Origin of the sequence: Pseudomonas fakonensis, assembly GCF_019139895.1 — a bacterium.
Taxonomy (GTDB): Bacteria; Pseudomonadota; Gammaproteobacteria; order Pseudomonadales; family Pseudomonadaceae; genus Aquipseudomonas; species Aquipseudomonas fakonensis.
Map to the genome: position 1 here is coordinate 708,026 of NZ_CP077076.1, position 13,929 is coordinate 721,954.

General features: G+C 64.4%; 13 protein-coding genes. 8 read left to right on the forward strand and 5 right to left on the reverse strand.

Annotation, left to right across the window (positions count from 1 at the left end; all coding sequences use genetic code 11):
• Positions 1 to 32 precede the first annotated feature (32 nt).
• From rodA to KSS94_RS03225, 8 genes are all read left to right on the forward strand, one after another.
• Positions 33 to 1,136: a rod shape-determining protein RodA gene (gene rodA / locus KSS94_RS03190; RefSeq protein ID WP_217843511.1), complete on the forward strand. Its 1,104-nt coding sequence runs from the start codon at positions 33 to 35 to the stop codon at positions 1,134 to 1,136.
• Positions 1,137 to 1,153: 17 nt separating this feature from the next.
• A complete protein-coding gene (gene mltB, locus KSS94_RS03195) occupies positions 1,154 to 2,164 on the forward strand; it encodes a lytic murein transglycosylase B (RefSeq protein WP_217841619.1) in 1,011 nt (336 codons plus the stop codon).
• Positions 2,165 to 3,163, forward strand: coding sequence for a septal ring lytic transglycosylase RlpA family protein (locus KSS94_RS03200; protein ID WP_217841620.1), 999 nt, complete (start codon positions 2,165 to 2,167; stop codon positions 3,161 to 3,163).
• Positions 3,164 to 3,434: 271 nt separating this feature from the next.
• Positions 3,435 to 4,595 (forward strand): D-alanyl-D-alanine carboxypeptidase family protein, encoded by a 1,161-nt coding sequence (locus KSS94_RS03205; RefSeq protein WP_217841621.1) that lies wholly within the window; start codon positions 3,435 to 3,437, stop codon positions 4,593 to 4,595.
• Positions 4,596 to 4,668: 73 nt separating this feature from the next.
• Complete coding sequence (locus tag KSS94_RS03210) at positions 4,669 to 4,944, forward strand: DUF493 domain-containing protein (protein ID WP_217841622.1); 276 nt, start codon at positions 4,669 to 4,671, stop codon at positions 4,942 to 4,944.
• The gene (lipB, locus tag KSS94_RS03215) at positions 4,944 to 5,591 is read left to right on the forward strand and encodes a lipoyl(octanoyl) transferase LipB (protein ID WP_217841623.1); all 648 of its coding nucleotides are present in this window, start codon (positions 4,944 to 4,946) and stop codon (positions 5,589 to 5,591) included. Before KSS94_RS03210 ends, lipB begins: the two co-directional genes overlap by 1 nt.
• Before the next feature lie 2 nt (positions 5,592 to 5,593).
• Positions 5,594 to 6,610, forward strand: a complete 1,017-nt coding sequence (lipA, locus tag KSS94_RS03220; RefSeq protein WP_225935834.1) for a lipoyl synthase — start codon at positions 5,594 to 5,596, stop codon at positions 6,608 to 6,610.
• Positions 6,611 to 6,733: 123 nt separating this feature from the next.
• Entirely contained in the window at positions 6,734 to 7,672 is a 939-nt protein-coding gene (locus KSS94_RS03225; protein ID WP_217841624.1) for a S66 peptidase family protein, read from the forward strand.
• Positions 7,673 to 7,798: 126 nt separating this feature from the next.
• Here KSS94_RS03225 and KSS94_RS03230 read toward each other — a convergent pair whose 3' ends face one another.
• The 5 genes from KSS94_RS03230 to leuS all read right to left on the reverse strand — a co-directional run bounded on the left by KSS94_RS03230 (position 7,799) and on the right by leuS (position 13,879).
• A complete protein-coding gene (locus KSS94_RS03230; protein ID WP_217841625.1) occupies positions 7,799 to 9,112 on the reverse strand; it encodes a lytic murein transglycosylase in 1,314 nt (437 codons plus the stop codon).
• A 61-nt stretch (positions 9,113 to 9,173) separates the two neighbouring features.
• Entirely contained in the window at positions 9,174 to 9,338 is a 165-nt protein-coding gene (gene arfA / locus KSS94_RS03235; RefSeq protein ID WP_217841626.1) for an alternative ribosome rescue factor ArfA, read from the reverse strand.
• Positions 9,339 to 9,531: 193 nt separating this feature from the next.
• Positions 9,532 to 10,569, reverse strand: a complete 1,038-nt coding sequence (holA, locus tag KSS94_RS03240) for a DNA polymerase III subunit delta (RefSeq protein ID WP_217841627.1) — start codon at positions 10,567 to 10,569, stop codon at positions 9,532 to 9,534.
• Positions 10,570 to 10,606: 37 nt separating this feature from the next.
• Complete coding sequence (locus KSS94_RS03245; protein ID WP_217841628.1) at positions 10,607 to 11,212, reverse strand: LPS-assembly lipoprotein LptE; 606 nt, start codon at positions 11,210 to 11,212, stop codon at positions 10,607 to 10,609.
• A gap of 60 nt (positions 11,213 to 11,272) precedes the next feature.
• A complete protein-coding gene (gene leuS, locus KSS94_RS03250) occupies positions 11,273 to 13,879 on the reverse strand; it encodes a leucine--tRNA ligase (protein WP_217841629.1) in 2,607 nt (868 codons plus the stop codon).
• Between the last annotated feature and the right edge of the window lie 50 nt (positions 13,880 to 13,929).

The following is a 13,929-nucleotide window of genomic DNA, read 5'->3' on the forward strand; positions in this document are numbered from 1 at the left end:
ATTTCGATCGCATGCTCTCCAGCGAGGACGTGATGCGCAGGCGCGCCAGCTTCCTGCAGCGCATCCATGTCGACGGCCCCTTGCTGCTCATCCTGCTGACCCTCGCCGCCGGCAGTCTGTTCGTGCTGTATTCGGCCAGTGGCAAGAACTGGGACCTGTTGATGAAGCAGGCCAGCTCGTTCGGCATCGGCCTGGTGTCGATGTTCATCATCGCCCAGCTGGAGCCGCGCTTCATGGCCCGCTGGGTGCCGCTGGCGTACCTGGCCGGGGTGCTGCTGCTGGTGGTGGTGGACGTGATGGGCCATAACGCCATGGGCGCCACGCGCTGGATCAACATCCCCGGGGTGATTCGCTTCCAGCCCTCGGAGTTCATGAAGATCATTATGCCGGCGACCATCGCCTGGTACCTGTCCAAGCGCACCTTGCCGCCGCACCTCAAGCACGTGGCCATCAGCCTGGTACTGATCGGCGTGCCGTTCATCCTCATCGTGCGCCAGCCAGACCTTGGCACCGCGCTGCTGATTCTCGCTTCGGGCGCTTTCGTGCTGTTCATGGGCGGCCTGCGCTGGCGTTGGATCATCAGCGTGATCGCCGCGGCGGTGCCGGTGGCGGTGGCGATGTGGTTCTTCGTCATGCACGACTATCAAAAGCAGCGGGTACTGACCTTCCTCGACCCGGAAAGCGACCCGCTGGGTACCGGCTGGAACATCATCCAGTCCAAGGCGGCGATCGGCTCGGGCGGGGTGTTCGGCAAGGGCTGGCTGCTGGGCACCCAGTCGCACCTGGACTTTTTGCCCGAAAGCCACACCGACTTCATCATCGCCGTGCTGGGTGAGGAGTTCGGCCTGGTGGGCATCTGCCTGCTGTTGATCATCTACCTGCTGCTGATCGGCCGCGGCCTGATGATCACCGCCCAGGCACAGACCCTGTTCGGCAAGCTGCTGGCGGGCAGCCTGACCATGACCTTCTTTGTATATGTGTTCGTCAATATCGGGATGGTCAGCGGCCTTCTGCCCGTGGTGGGCGTGCCGCTGCCCTTCATCAGCTATGGCGGAACTTCGTTGGTGACGCTGCTGTCAGCGTTTGGCGTTTTGATGTCGATCCACACGCACCGCAAATGGATCGCACAGGTTTGAAAAAGGTGAAGAATTTCATGCAAGCAGTGCGTAACTGGGCTGCCCGTTGTGCGCCGTGGCTCGGCGCGGTAAGCCTGTTCGGCGCTGTCCAGCAGGCCACGGCCGGTGATTACGACGGCTCGCCCCAGGTGGCTGAGTTCGTCGGCGAGATGACCCGCGACTACGGCTTTGCCGGTGAGCAGCTGATGGGCGTGTTCCGCGAGGTACAGCGCAAGCAGGCGATCCTCGACGCCATTTCGCGGCCGGCCGAACGGGTCAAGCCTTGGAAAGAATACCGCCCGATGTTCATCACCGACGCGCGCATCGCCCGCGGCGTGGACTTCTGGCGCCAGCACGAGGCCGTTCTGGCCCGCGCCGAGCAGGAATACGGCGTGCCGGCGCAGTACATCGTCGCGATCATCGGCGTCGAGACGTTCTTTGGGCGCAACACCGGCAACTACCGGGTGATCGATGCCCTGTCGACCCTGGGCTTCGACTACCCGCCGCGGGCCGAGTTCTTCCGCAAGGAGCTGCGCGAGTTCCTTTTGCTGGCCCGTGAAGAACAGCTCGACCCGCTGACGCTCAAGGGCTCCTACGCCGGCGCCATGGGCCTGCCGCAGTTCATGCCGAGCAGCTTCCGTAATTACGCGGTGGACTTCGACGGCGACGGCCACATCAATATCTGGAACAACCCGGACGATGCCATCGGCAGCGTCGCCAGCTATTTCAAGCGCCACGGCTGGGTAGCCGGGGAGCCGGTGGTCAGCCGCGCCATGGTGCGTGGCGAGCGCGCCGACGAGGGCCTGACCACGGGCATCGAGCCGGTCAAGACCGTCGCGCAGTTGCGGGCGCTGGGCTGGTCGGGTCATGATGCGCTGCGCGATGATCTGCCGGTCACCGCCTTCCGCCTGGAAGGCGAAAGCGGCCCCGAGTACTGGATGGGCCTGAAGAACTTCTACGCGATCACTCGCTACAATCGCAGCGTGATGTATGCCATGGCGGTGCATCAGCTATCGGAACAGCTGGTTCAGGCACGGGGCGTCAAATAAATGCGCGAGTTCTTCACAGCCAATAGCTTCAAACTGCTGACCTGCGTGGCCGTCGGCCTGGTGCTGGCCAGTTGCTCGTCCAGCCGGCCAACGTCGCAAAGCGGCGGCAATGTGGTGCGTTCGCAGCCGGGCCTGGACATCAATCGCGCCCACAAGGATGGCGCGCCCTGGTGGGATGTCGACGTCAACAAGATCCCCGACGCCACCCCGACCGTGCACACCGGCAACTACAAGGCCAACCCGTACACGGTGCTGGGCAAGACCTACTACCCGATGCAGGACTCGCGCAACTACCGCGCCGAGGGCACCGCGTCGTGGTACGGCACCAAGTTCCACGGCCAGAACACCGCCAACGGCGAGCTCTACGACCTGTACGGCATGAGCGCGGCGCACAAGACCCTGCCGCTGCCGGCCTACGTGCGGGTGACCAACCTTGCCAACGGGCGCAGCGTGATCCTGCGGGTCAACGACCGTGGCCCGTTCTATTCCGACCGCATCATCGACCTGTCGTACGCCGCGGCGAAAAAGCTCGGTTACGCCGAGATCGGTACCGCCCATGTACGCGTCGAGGGCATCGACCCGCAGCAGTGGTGGGCCGACCGTGGCCAGCAGCAGCCGCTGATGCTCAAGGAGCCGCAGGTGGCCCAGGCCCAGCCGGTTGCCGCCAGCACTGGTCGGGTCGAGCAATGGACCCCGCCGGCCCAGCAGCACGCAGCGCCGGTGGTACCGGTGCAGGTGTCGGGCAACAACGTGCCGGCCAGCGCCGGCGGCAGCTTCCTGCAGGTGGGCGCCTTCGCCAACCCGGATGCCGCCGAACTGCTGCGCTCCAAGCTCAGCACCATGGTCAGTGCCCCGGTGTTCATCAGCTCCATCGTGCGTAACCAGCAGACCCTGCACCGCGTGCGCCTTGGGCCGATCAACAGCCAGGGCGAGATCCAGCAGGCCCAGGACAGCATTCGCCTGGCGAACCTGGGGCAGGCCAAGGTTGTCACTGACTGACCGCATTGCATTCATCGCGGGCAAGCCCGCTCCTGCAGGGTATTTCGATCACTGTGGAAGCCGCCTTACCCGTGAAGCAGAGCACGCCGACCTGTCGGTTTGTTCATGAATTGCCGGGCTTTGCCATGTACAATGCCCGCTTTTGCCCATAGCGGCATTACGCCGCACCTTATTTGGGCCAGGCCATTGGCCGTATAACCAGACTGACGGGGCGTCGGGCACACGATGTGGCCCACGGAACATCAGACCATTAGCGATTTACGAGAGACGGATGAACATCACCAACCTTGCCAAACGACTTTGCCTGCCCGTTCTGCTGATGATCACGCCTGCTGCCTTCGCAGCAGAGCAGATGATGCCGGCACCACCACAACTGGCCGCCAAGTCCTATGTACTGATGGACGCGTCCAGCGGCAACGTGCTGGTCGAGAACAACGGTGACGAGCGCCTGCCGCCAGCCAGCCTGACCAAGCTGATGACTGCCTACATCGCCACCCTGGACATCCGTCGTGGCCAGATCGGCGAAAACGACCCGGTGACCGTCAGCGAAAACGCCTGGCGTACCGGTGGTTCGCGCATGTTCATCAAGGTCGGCAGCCAGGTTACCGTCAGCGACCTGCTGCACGGCATCATCATCCAGTCCGGCAACGACGCATCGGTCGCCCTGTCCGAGCACATCGCCGGCAGCGAAGACGCCTTCGCCGACATGATGAACAAGACCGCCGCTGACCTGGGCATGAGCAACAGCCACTTCATGAACCCGACCGGCCTGCCGAACCCGGAGCACTACTCCTCGGCCCACGACATGGCCCTGCTGGCGCGCGCGATCATCAACGAAGACCCGGCTCACTATGCGATCTATTCGCAGAAAGAGTTCTTCTGGAACAACATCAAGCAGCCTAACCGCAACCTGCTGCTGTGGCGTGACAAGACCGTCGACGGCCTGAAAACCGGCCACACTGAAGAAGCCGGCTACTGCATGGTGGCCTCGGCCGTGCGTGACGGCCAGCGCCTGGTGGCGGTGGTCTTCGGCACCAACAGCGAACAGGCCCGTGCTGCCGAAACGCAAAAACTGCTGACCTACGGCTTCCGCTTCTTCGAAACCCAGACCTTCTACCAGAAGGGCACCGAGCTGACCCAGGCGCCGGTATGGAAGGGCGCCACCTCGCAGGTTAAAGCGGGCCTGGCCAACGACCTGACCATGACCTTGCCTAAAGGCCAGCTTAAACGTCTGGTGGCTTCGATGACCATGAACCCGCAACTGACCGCACCCATCGCCAAAGGTGACGTGATCGGTAAAGTGGAAGTCAAACTGGACGAGAAAGTGGTCCACAGCGCCGACCTGATCGCCCTCGACGGCGTCGAGGAAGGTGGTATCTTCCGCCGTATGTGGGACAGCATCCGCCTGTTCTTCTATGGTTTGTTCAACTGATACGTGACCTGCATGCCCCCGTGAACCAGGCGGGGGCATTGCTGCTGCCACGGCTTACGAGGCCGTTACCGCCATGAGCGAAGAAGACGTCAAGTCGCACAAGATCGAATTCCCCTGCGAGGACTACCCGATCAAGGTGATCGGCGATACCGTTGTCGGTTTCCGTGACACCGTGATCGAGATCCTCAGCAAGCACGCCAAGGTCGACCTGTCGACGCTGGCCGAGCGCCAGAGCAAGGAAGGCAAGTACACCACCGTGCAACTGCACATCGTTGCCACCGGTGAAGACCAGTTGCACGACATCAACAGCGCCCTGCGTGCCACCGGCATCGTGAAAATGGTGCTGTGATGAGCGCTTGCCTCGGTATTCGCGAACTTGGCCTGCAGCCCTATGAACCGGTGCTGGAGGCCATGCGCCGCTTTACCGAGCAACGCGGCCCGGATACGCAAGACGAAGTCTGGCTGGTGGAACACCCGGCGGTGTTCACCCAGGGCCAGGCCGGCAAGGCCGAGCACCTGCTGGTGCCCGGCGACATCCCGGTGGTGCAGACCGATCGCGGCGGCCAGGTCACCTACCACGGCCCCGGCCAACTGGTCGCCTACCTGCTGCTGGACGTGCGCCGCCTGGGCTTTGGCGTGCGCGAACTGGTCAGCCGCATCGAGCGTACGCTGATCGACCTGCTGGCCAGTTACAGCGTGCAGGCTGCAGCCAAGGCCGATGCGCCGGGTGTCTATGTCGATGGCGCGAAGATCGCGTCACTTGGCCTTCGAATCCGCAACGGCCGTTCGTTCCACGGCCTTGCCCTGAACGTGGACATGGACCTTGCGCCATTCCGCCGAATCAACCCCTGCGGGTATGCGGGGCTGGCAATGACCCAGCTGCGTGACCTGGCAGGCCCGATCGAACTCGACGAGGTCAGGACAAGGCTGCGCGGACAGCTGGTCAAGCACCTCGACTATGCTGAGCAGACGACCCTCACGGGCGGAATCGACTGAATATGACAACTGTGCAAGAAGCCGTGCCGAACCTGATCCCGACGCAAGACGTCACCCCGCGTCCGGCCCCGAAAAAAGTGGAAGCCGGCGTGAAGCTGCGCGGCGCCGAAAAGGTCGCGCGCATCCCGGTGAAGATCATCCCCACCGAAGAGCTGCCGAAAAAACCCGACTGGATCCGCGTGCGCATTCCGGTTTCGCCGGAAGTCGACCGCATCAAGCAACTGCTGCGCAAGCACAAGCTGCACAGCGTGTGCGAAGAAGCCTCCTGCCCGAACCTGGGCGAGTGCTTCTCGGGTGGTACTGCCACCTTCATGATCATGGGCGACATCTGCACCCGTCGCTGCCCGTTCTGCGACGTCGGCCACGGCCGGCCGAAGCCGCTGGACCTGGACGAGCCGAAAAACCTCGCCGTGGCCATCGCCGACCTGCGCCTGAAGTACGTGGTGATCACCTCGGTGGACCGTGACGACCTGCGTGACGGTGGCGCCCAGCACTTTGCCGACTGTATCCGCGAAATCCGCGCGCTGTCGCCGGGCGTGCAGCTGGAAACCCTGGTGCCGGACTACCGCGGCCGTATGGACGTGGCCCTGGAAATCACCGCGCAAACCCCGCCGGACGTGTTCAACCACAACCTTGAAACCGTACCGCGCCTGTACAAGGCCGCGCGCCCGGGTTCGGACTACGACTGGTCGCTGGACCTGCTGCAGAAGTTCAAGCAGATGGTCCCGCACGTACCGACCAAGTCCGGCCTGATGCTGGGCCTGGGCGAAACCGATGAAGAGGTGATCGAGGTCATGCACCGCATGCGCGAGCACGATATCGACATGCTCACCCTCGGCCAGTACCTGCAGCCGTCGCGCAGCCACCTGCCGGTGCAGCGCTTCGTGCACCCGGACACCTTCGCCTGGTTCGCCGAGGAAGGCTACAAGATGGGCTTCAAGAACGTCGCCTCGGGCCCGCTGGTGCGTTCGTCGTACCACGCCGACCAGCAGGCGCACGAAGCCAAGATCAAGCTCTGACAGGGGCTTGAGATGAACATGCCGATGCGCGCTGAGAGGCGGCATCGGCATTTTTGTTTTCGAGCGGCAAGTTGCAAGCGGCAAGCGGCAAGCTACAAGCTACAAGCTACAAGGAGTAATGCGATGAATTGTGTGGAGACTTTCGGGTCGCCATTGCCCACGGCCGTGCAGGCTGGTGCCTGCTTTGCCATCGTCGCCCCGGCAGGCCCGGCCCGGCTGGATGCCGGCAAGGCGCAGGGGTGGTTCGAGCGGCGCGGCTACCAGTGCCGCCTCTACCCAGGGGTGAACCAGGCCCAGGGCTACCTGGCCGGCAGTGACCAGCAGCGCCTGCAGGACCTGCACGACGCCTTCGCCGACCCCTCGATCGACGCCATCCTGTGCATGCGCGGTGGCTACGGCAGCATGCGCCTGCTCGATGGGCTGGATTTCGACCTGATCCGCCGTAACCCCAAGCCGTTGGTGGGGTACAGCGACATCACCGCCCTGCACACGGCCATCAACCGGCATGCCGGGCTGGTGACCTTCCACGGTGGCATGCTCAACGCCGACCTGCTCGGTGCCAAGCTGGAGCCGACCGTCAGCTCGCTGTTGGAGCAGTTGGGCGGGCAGCTCGGGGCGGGCGCGCGCATCGGCCACCCGGCGGCCTATCCACTGACCAGCGTGCTGCCAGGCGTAGCCAGTGGCCGGCTGATGGGGGGCAACCTGTCCATGCTGGGGGCGACCCAGGGCAGCTTGGCCGAGATCGATACCCAGGGCTGCATCCTGTTCATCGAGGACGTCAACGAGCCGCTGTATCGCATCGACCGCCTGCTCACGCAATTGCGCCTTGCGGGCAAGCTGGAAGGGCTCAAGGGGGTGTTGGCGGGGGATTTTGCCGGGGTGACGGTGGCTGCCATGACGCCGCTGTTGCAGGACATCTTCGCCCCGCTCGGGGTGCCGGTGCTGGCTGGCTGGCGCAGCGGGCATTGCGACCCTAATGTGTGCCTGCCGCTAGGGGCGCAGGTGACGTTGAATGCCGATCGGCAGGAGCTGGTGCTGCAGCAGGACTTGTTCAAGGCCTGAAGGCCTGTAGGAGCAGGCTTGCCTGCGATCACCGGCGCAGCCGGTGCCATGGTTTACCTGCCGTGGCCCCATCGCCGGCAAGCCGGCTCCTACAGGTCGTGGAGCGGCCTTGCCGACGATACGTTTTCAGCGCCGTAGGCTGTCGAGCAGCTTGTGCGTCGGGTAGCCATCGGCCGGCCAGCCCTGCGCCTGCTGCGCATTGCGGATGGCCTTGCGGGTGTTGGCGCCGATAATGCCGTCCGGGTTGCCCGCCTCATGCCCGTTGGCATTGAGCAGGGTCTGCAACTCGATACGCTCGCTGCGGCTGAGCGGCAAGTCGTCCTTCGGCCAGCTGCCGGCAATGAAGCCCCAGTTGGAGAAGCGGTCACCCAGCAGGTTGACTGCCAGGGCATAGGACGACGAATTGTTGTACTTGAGGATGGCGCGGAAGTTGTCCAGTACCAGGAACGCCGGGCCGCGGGCACCGGCCGGTAGCAGCAGGGCAGCGGACAACTGGCTGCTGTTGGCCGGCAGTTGCGTGCCGGTGGGCAGTTTCACGCCCAGTTGCAGCCATTCGCTGACGCTCTTGCGCTGGCTGCCGTCGGCCAGCCACCAGTCGAAGCCTGCCGGCACCTGCACCTCGAAGCCCCAGGGTTGGCCACGCTTGTAGCCCGAGCTTTGCAGGTAGTGGGCAGTGGAGGCCAAGGCGTCCGGGGTGCTGCCCCAGATATCGCGGCGGCCGTCGCCGTCGAAGTCCACCGCGTGGGTGAGGTAGGTGGTGGGGATGAACTGGGTCTGGCCCATGGCTCCGGCCCAGGAGCCGCGCATGGCGTCGGGCTGGATATCGCCGTTTTGCAAAATCTGCAGGGCGGCAATCAGCTGGTCCTGGGCGAACTGCGGGCGACGGCCTTCGTAGGCCAGGGTAGCCAGCGAGCGGATCACCGACTTGTTGCCCTGAAACTGGCCGAAGTTGCTCTCCATGCCCCATACCGCCACCAGCACCTGGCGATCAACGCCGTAGCGTTGCTCGATGCGGGTCAGCAGTTCGGCGTTTTGCTCGAGCAGTTTCTTGCCGTTGCGCACCCGCAGCGGCGACAGCGCGCCGTCCAGGTATTCCCAGACCGGGCGGGCGAATTCGGGTTGGCTGCGGTCCGCCTTGATCACGTCCATGTCCGGGGTGACGCCGAGGAAGGCGCGGTCGAACAGGTTGGCGTCGATACCGGCTTGCAGGGCTTGCTGACGGAAGCCTGCCTGCCATTGGGCGAAGGTTTGCAGGGGTTGAATTTCGGTGCTGACGTCGGCTGTGCTGCCGGGCAGGGTAACCACAGGGGCGGGCTGGGCAGGGGCCAGCGGCAGGGCGTCGGCGGCGGTGGGTTTTTCCGCGCAGGCGACGAGGAGGATGAAGCTGGTGGCCGCGATCAGCTGGCGAGGTTGCCAGCGCAGAGTGAGACGAGAGGGCATGCACAGATCCAGAATTGCAGGTCAGGTGGCGACCATACCATGCCTGCGCTTTTCATGCCTTTCATGCTGCCATAAAGCAGGAAGCCTCCCAATCTCTCGATTGGAAGGCTTCGCGGCGGTAGCTGCCTTTGCCTTTTCCGGCCCGTTGCTGGCGGCAGCGGAACAAGGGTTGGGCGACGATGGATTTGGCCTTGTTGGGGCCGTTCGGCTTTGCTTTTTTGCTCATGGCAGGTTCCCAGGTGGGGTAGGTTTCGGGCGGCACTTTAGGCCTGAGAGCTCACAGGGGCCAATTGATTGTATTTATGGCGGGTGCGCACGACCTGTAGGAACCGGCTTGCCGGCGATCACCGGCGCAGCCGGTGCTGTCGATCTCCTGATGCGGCCTCATCGCCGGCAAGCCGGCTCCTACAGGGTCAGGGTCATTCTGCGGGCAAGGCCAGCCGCTGCCCGGCCATCAATAGCGACAGCCGCGCCAGGCTGGTCCAGGGCGAGCCTTCAGCCTGGCCCTTGATCTGTGCGTCGATACGCTGGGCATCCTGCAGCAGCATGGCCCAGCGCTGCGCCGAAAGGCGTTGCAGGGCTTTGCTGACCAACGGGCGGCGCTTGTCCCACACCGGTGGGCGGGCCTGGCTGAATGCCTTGTCCAGCGGCACACCCTGGCTGAACTGCTGCGCGAGCCCCGCCAGCAGGCGCAGCTCGCGGGCCAGGGCCCAGAGAATCACCGGGGGTTCGACACCCTCACCACGCAGGCCTTCAAGCATGCGCAAGGCATGCCCGGCCTCGCCGTTGAGGATGGCATCGACCAGCCCGAACACGTCGAAGCGGGCGCTGTCGGCCACTGCGGCCTGTACCGTTTCTACGGTGATCTGGTTGCCGTCGGCGAGCAGCTTGAGCTTTTCGATTTCCTGGGCGGCGGCCAGCAGGTTGCCCTCCACCCGGGCAGCGATCAGGTCGACCGCGTCGCGCTGGGCGGACAGCCCGGCCTGGGACAGGCGCTGGTTGATCCACTGCGGCAACTGCTGGGCATCCACCGGCCAGATCTGGATGAACTGGCACTGCGGCCCTTCGATGAGCGCCTTGCCCCATTTGGTCTTTTGCGCGCTGCCGTCGAGCTTGGGCAGGCTGATCAGCAGCAGGGTGTCTTCTGCCGGGTTGGCGCAGTACTCCATCAGCGCTGCGGCACCCTTGTCGCCGGGTTTGCCGGAGGGCAGGCGCAGCTCCAGCAGGCGGCGCTGGGCGAACAGCGACAGGCTGGCACCGGCCAGCAGCAGGTTGCCCCAGTCAAAGTTGGCATCGGCGCTGAACACCTGGCGTTCGTCGAAACCTTGCTGGCGTGCTGCTGCGCGAATGGCGTCGGCGGCTTCCTGGCACAGCAGCGGGTCGTCGCCACTGACGATATAGACCGGTGCCAGCTGGCCTTGCAGGTGCTTGTTGAGTTGGGCGGGGGCGAGTTTCATAAGGGCAGTCGGGGCACCTGAGGTGCCCCGTTCAGGCTCACTGGCCCGGGACTTCCAGCGGGGACTGCTGGGGTGTTTCGTCCTGGATGCGCTGCGCTTCCTGCTGGGCGCGGGCTTCGGCCTTGGCACGTTCGTCGGCTTTGGCTTGCAGGTCTTCCAGCTGCGCCGGGGTGATCTGCTGCAGGCGGATCATCATCGACTGCACCAGGTCGCGGCGCATTTCCTTGCGAATCTGCTCGCTTTCCTGGCTGCCGGCAGTCACGTTGTTACCGTCACGCACGTAGTAGCGACGTGCCTCCAGCTTGTCCTGCAGCAGCACGCTGTCGTTGTGACCCTTGATCACGTAGTCCACAGTGGTGCTCAGCTCGTACTCCGCCGAACGCGATGCGCGGGCATAGCTGGCCGCGCGCTGCTCGTCCTGCTCGTTGGCCAGCACCAAGGTGTAGGGCGCGCCGCTGTGCACTTTGACACCGCTGTTCTTCATGGTGCGGCGCAGCTGGGTGACGAGATCGCCATAGGCGTTGCGGGCGGTGAGGTTCATCTCGTGGATGGACATCTCGTTGCTGCCGGTGCCGCGCATCTGGAAACCGCAGGCGCTGAGCAGCACGGCAAGGCCCATTACCAGCAGATTGCGTTTGATCATGTTATGTAGCTCCCTCGTGGGCCATGTACGCCCGCCCACACGCGTGGGCGGGCGTTGCCATCAATTGGCGACGATGTTGACCAGTTTGCCCGGTACCACGATGACCTTGCGGATGGCCAGGCCGTCGGTGAAGCGCAGGACGTTTTCGTTGTTGCGGGCGGCGGCCTCGATTTCCTCGCGGCTGGCGGCGGCAGGCATTTCCACCTGGCCACGCAGCTTGCCGTTGACCTGGACCACCAGGGTCACGGTGTCCTGCACCAGTGCGCTTTCGTCAACGCTCGGCCAGCCGGCATCGATCACCGCCTGGTCGTGGCCCAGTTGCTGCCACAGTTCGTGGGAGATGTGCGGGGTGATCGGGGCCAGCAGCAGGGTCACGGCTTCCAGGCCTTCCTGCAGCAGGGCGCGGTCCTGGGCGGTGGCTTGCGGGGCCTTTTCCAGCACGTTCATCACGGTCATCACCTGGGCGATGGCGGTGTTGAACTTGTGGTACTGGCCCACGTCGGTGCTGGCTTGTTTGATCGCGGCGTGGATAGCACGGCGGATGACTTTCTGCTCATCGCTCAGCGCAGCGCTGTCCAGCTGGCCTGGCAGGCCCTGGGCCACGTGGGCCTGGGCCAGGCGCCAGACACGGCGCAGGAAGCGGCTGGCGCCTTCGACGCCGGAGTCGGACCACTCAAGGCTGGCGTCAGGCGGCGAGGCGAACATCATGAACAGGCGGCAGGTGTCGGCGCCGTACTGGTCGATCATCGACTGCGGGTCGACGCCGTTGTTCTTCGACTTCGACATCTTCTCGGTGCCGCCGATTTCGACCGGCAGGCCGTCGGTCTTCAGGCGCGCGCCGATGATCTTGGCTTTGGCGTCGCGCTCGATTTCGACGTCGGCCGGGTTGAACCAGTCCTTGCCGCCGTTGCTGGCCACGCGGTAGTAGGTTTCGGCAACCACCATGCCCTGGGTGAGCAGGTTCTTGAACGGCTCGTTCGAAGTGACCAGGCCCTCGTCGCGCATCAGTTTGTGGAAGAAGCGCGCATACAGCAGGTGCAGGATGGCGTGCTCGATACCACCGATGTACTGGTCTACCGGCAGCCAGTGGTTGGCTGCTTTCGGGTCGACCATGCCGCCTTCGTAATTGGGCGAGGCGTAGCGGGCGAAGTACCAGGACGATTCGACGAAGGTGTCCATGGTGTCGGTTTCGCGCTTGGCTGCAGTGCCGCATTTCGGGCAGGTGCACTCATAGAATTCGGGCATGCGCGCCAGTGGCGAGCCAGCGCCGTCCGGTACCACGTTTTCCGGCAGGGTGACCGGCAACTGGTCTTCCGGCACCGGCACGTCGCCGCAGGACGGGCAGTGGATGATCGGGATCGGGCAGCCCCAGTAGCGCTGGCGGCTGATGCCCCAGTCGCGCAGGCGGAACTGGGTGCGCGACTTGCCGAGCTCCTTGCGGATCAGCGCGGCTTCCATGGCGTCGAAGGCGCCGGCGAAGTCCAGGCCGTCGAACTCGCCGGAGTTGATCAGCTGGCCATGCTCGCCGTAAGCGTCCAGCCACTCGCTGCCGACTTCATCGCCAGCGCTGGTGCGCACTACGGCCTTGACCGGAAGTCGGTACTTGTGGGCGAACTCGAAGTCGCGCTCGTCGTGGGCGGGCACGGCCATCACGGCGCCGTCACCGTAGTGCATCAGCACGTAGTTGGCGACCCATACCGGCAGTTTTTCGCCGGTCAGCGGGTGCTGCACGAACAGGGAAGTGGGCATGCCCTTCTTCTCCTGGGTGGCCATGTCGGCCTCGGCAACGCTGCCGCCTTTGCATTCGTCGATGAAGGCCTGCAGCGCGGCGTCGCCCTGGGCGGCCTGGGTGGCCAGCGGGTGCTCGGCGGCGACGGCCACGTAGGTGGCGCCCATCAGGGTGTCGGGGCGGGTGGTGAAGACCTTGAGCGTACCCTCGTGGCCGATGCTGGCCACGTCGTAGGGGAACTGCACTTCCATGCCGCGGGACTTGCCGATCCAGTTGCGCTGCATGGTCTTGACCTGTTCAGGCCAGCCCGGCAGCTCGTCGAGGCTTTCCAGCAGCTCGTCGGCGTAGTCGGTGATGCGGAAGTAGTACATCGGGATTTCGCGCTTCTCGATCAGCGCGCCCGAACGCCAGCCGCGGCCGTCGATGACCTGCTCGTTGGCCAGCACGGTCTGGTCCGCCGGGTCCCAGTTCACGGTACCGTTCTTGCGGTAGATGATGCCTTTCTCGAACAGGCGGGTGAACAGCCACTGCTCCCAGCGATAGTAGTCCGGCTTGCAGGTGGTGACTTCACGCGCCCAGTCGATGGCCAGGCCCAGGCTCTTGAGCTGGGTCTTCATGTAGTCGATGTTTTCGTACGTCCACTTGGCTGGAGCGACGTTGTTCTTCATGGCGGCGTTTTCTGCCGGCATGCCGAAGGCGTCCCAGCCCATCGGCTGCAGGACGTTCTTGCCCAGCATGCGCTGGTAGCGGGCAATCACGTCGCCGATGGTGTAGTTGCGCACGTGCCCCATGTGTAGCTTGCCGCTCGGGTACGGGAACATCGACAGGCAGTAGTAGGTGTCCTTGCCTGGCTGTTCGGTAACAGCGAACGACTGTTGCTCGTCCCAGAACGACTGGGCGGCGGCTTCGATATCACGGGGCGTGTATTGTTCGTGCATGGCTACTTTTTTGCTGAGAGAGAAAGGACCCTGTTCACAGGCCGGGCAAG

Coding starts and splice junctions, on each gene's coding strand:
- rodA (WP_217843511.1), top strand. CDS start 33: ATGCGCAGGCGCGCCAGCTTCCTGCAGCGCATCCATGTCGACGGCCCC.
- mltB (WP_217841619.1), top strand. CDS start 1,154: ATGCAAGCAGTGCGTAACTGGGCTGCCCGTTGTGCGCCGTGGCTCGGC.
- KSS94_RS03200 (WP_217841620.1), top strand. CDS start 2,165: ATGCGCGAGTTCTTCACAGCCAATAGCTTCAAACTGCTGACCTGCGTG.
- KSS94_RS03205 (WP_217841621.1), top strand. CDS start 3,435: ATGAACATCACCAACCTTGCCAAACGACTTTGCCTGCCCGTTCTGCTG.
- KSS94_RS03210 (WP_217841622.1), top strand. CDS start 4,669: ATGAGCGAAGAAGACGTCAAGTCGCACAAGATCGAATTCCCCTGCGAG.
- lipB (WP_217841623.1), top strand. CDS start 4,944: ATGAGCGCTTGCCTCGGTATTCGCGAACTTGGCCTGCAGCCCTATGAA.
- lipA (WP_225935834.1), top strand. CDS start 5,594: ATGACAACTGTGCAAGAAGCCGTGCCGAACCTGATCCCGACGCAAGAC.
- KSS94_RS03225 (WP_217841624.1), top strand. CDS start 6,734: ATGAATTGTGTGGAGACTTTCGGGTCGCCATTGCCCACGGCCGTGCAG.
- KSS94_RS03230 (WP_217841625.1), bottom strand. CDS start 9,112: ATGCCCTCTCGTCTCACTCTGCGCTGGCAACCTCGCCAGCTGATCGCG.
- arfA (WP_217841626.1), bottom strand. CDS start 9,338: ATGAGCAAAAAAGCAAAGCCGAACGGCCCCAACAAGGCCAAATCCATC.
- holA (WP_217841627.1), bottom strand. CDS start 10,569: ATGAAACTCGCCCCCGCCCAACTCAACAAGCACCTGCAAGGCCAGCTG.
- KSS94_RS03245 (WP_217841628.1), bottom strand. CDS start 11,212: ATGATCAAACGCAATCTGCTGGTAATGGGCCTTGCCGTGCTGCTCAGC.
- leuS (WP_217841629.1), bottom strand. CDS start 13,879: ATGCACGAACAATACACGCCCCGTGATATCGAAGCCGCCGCCCAGTCG.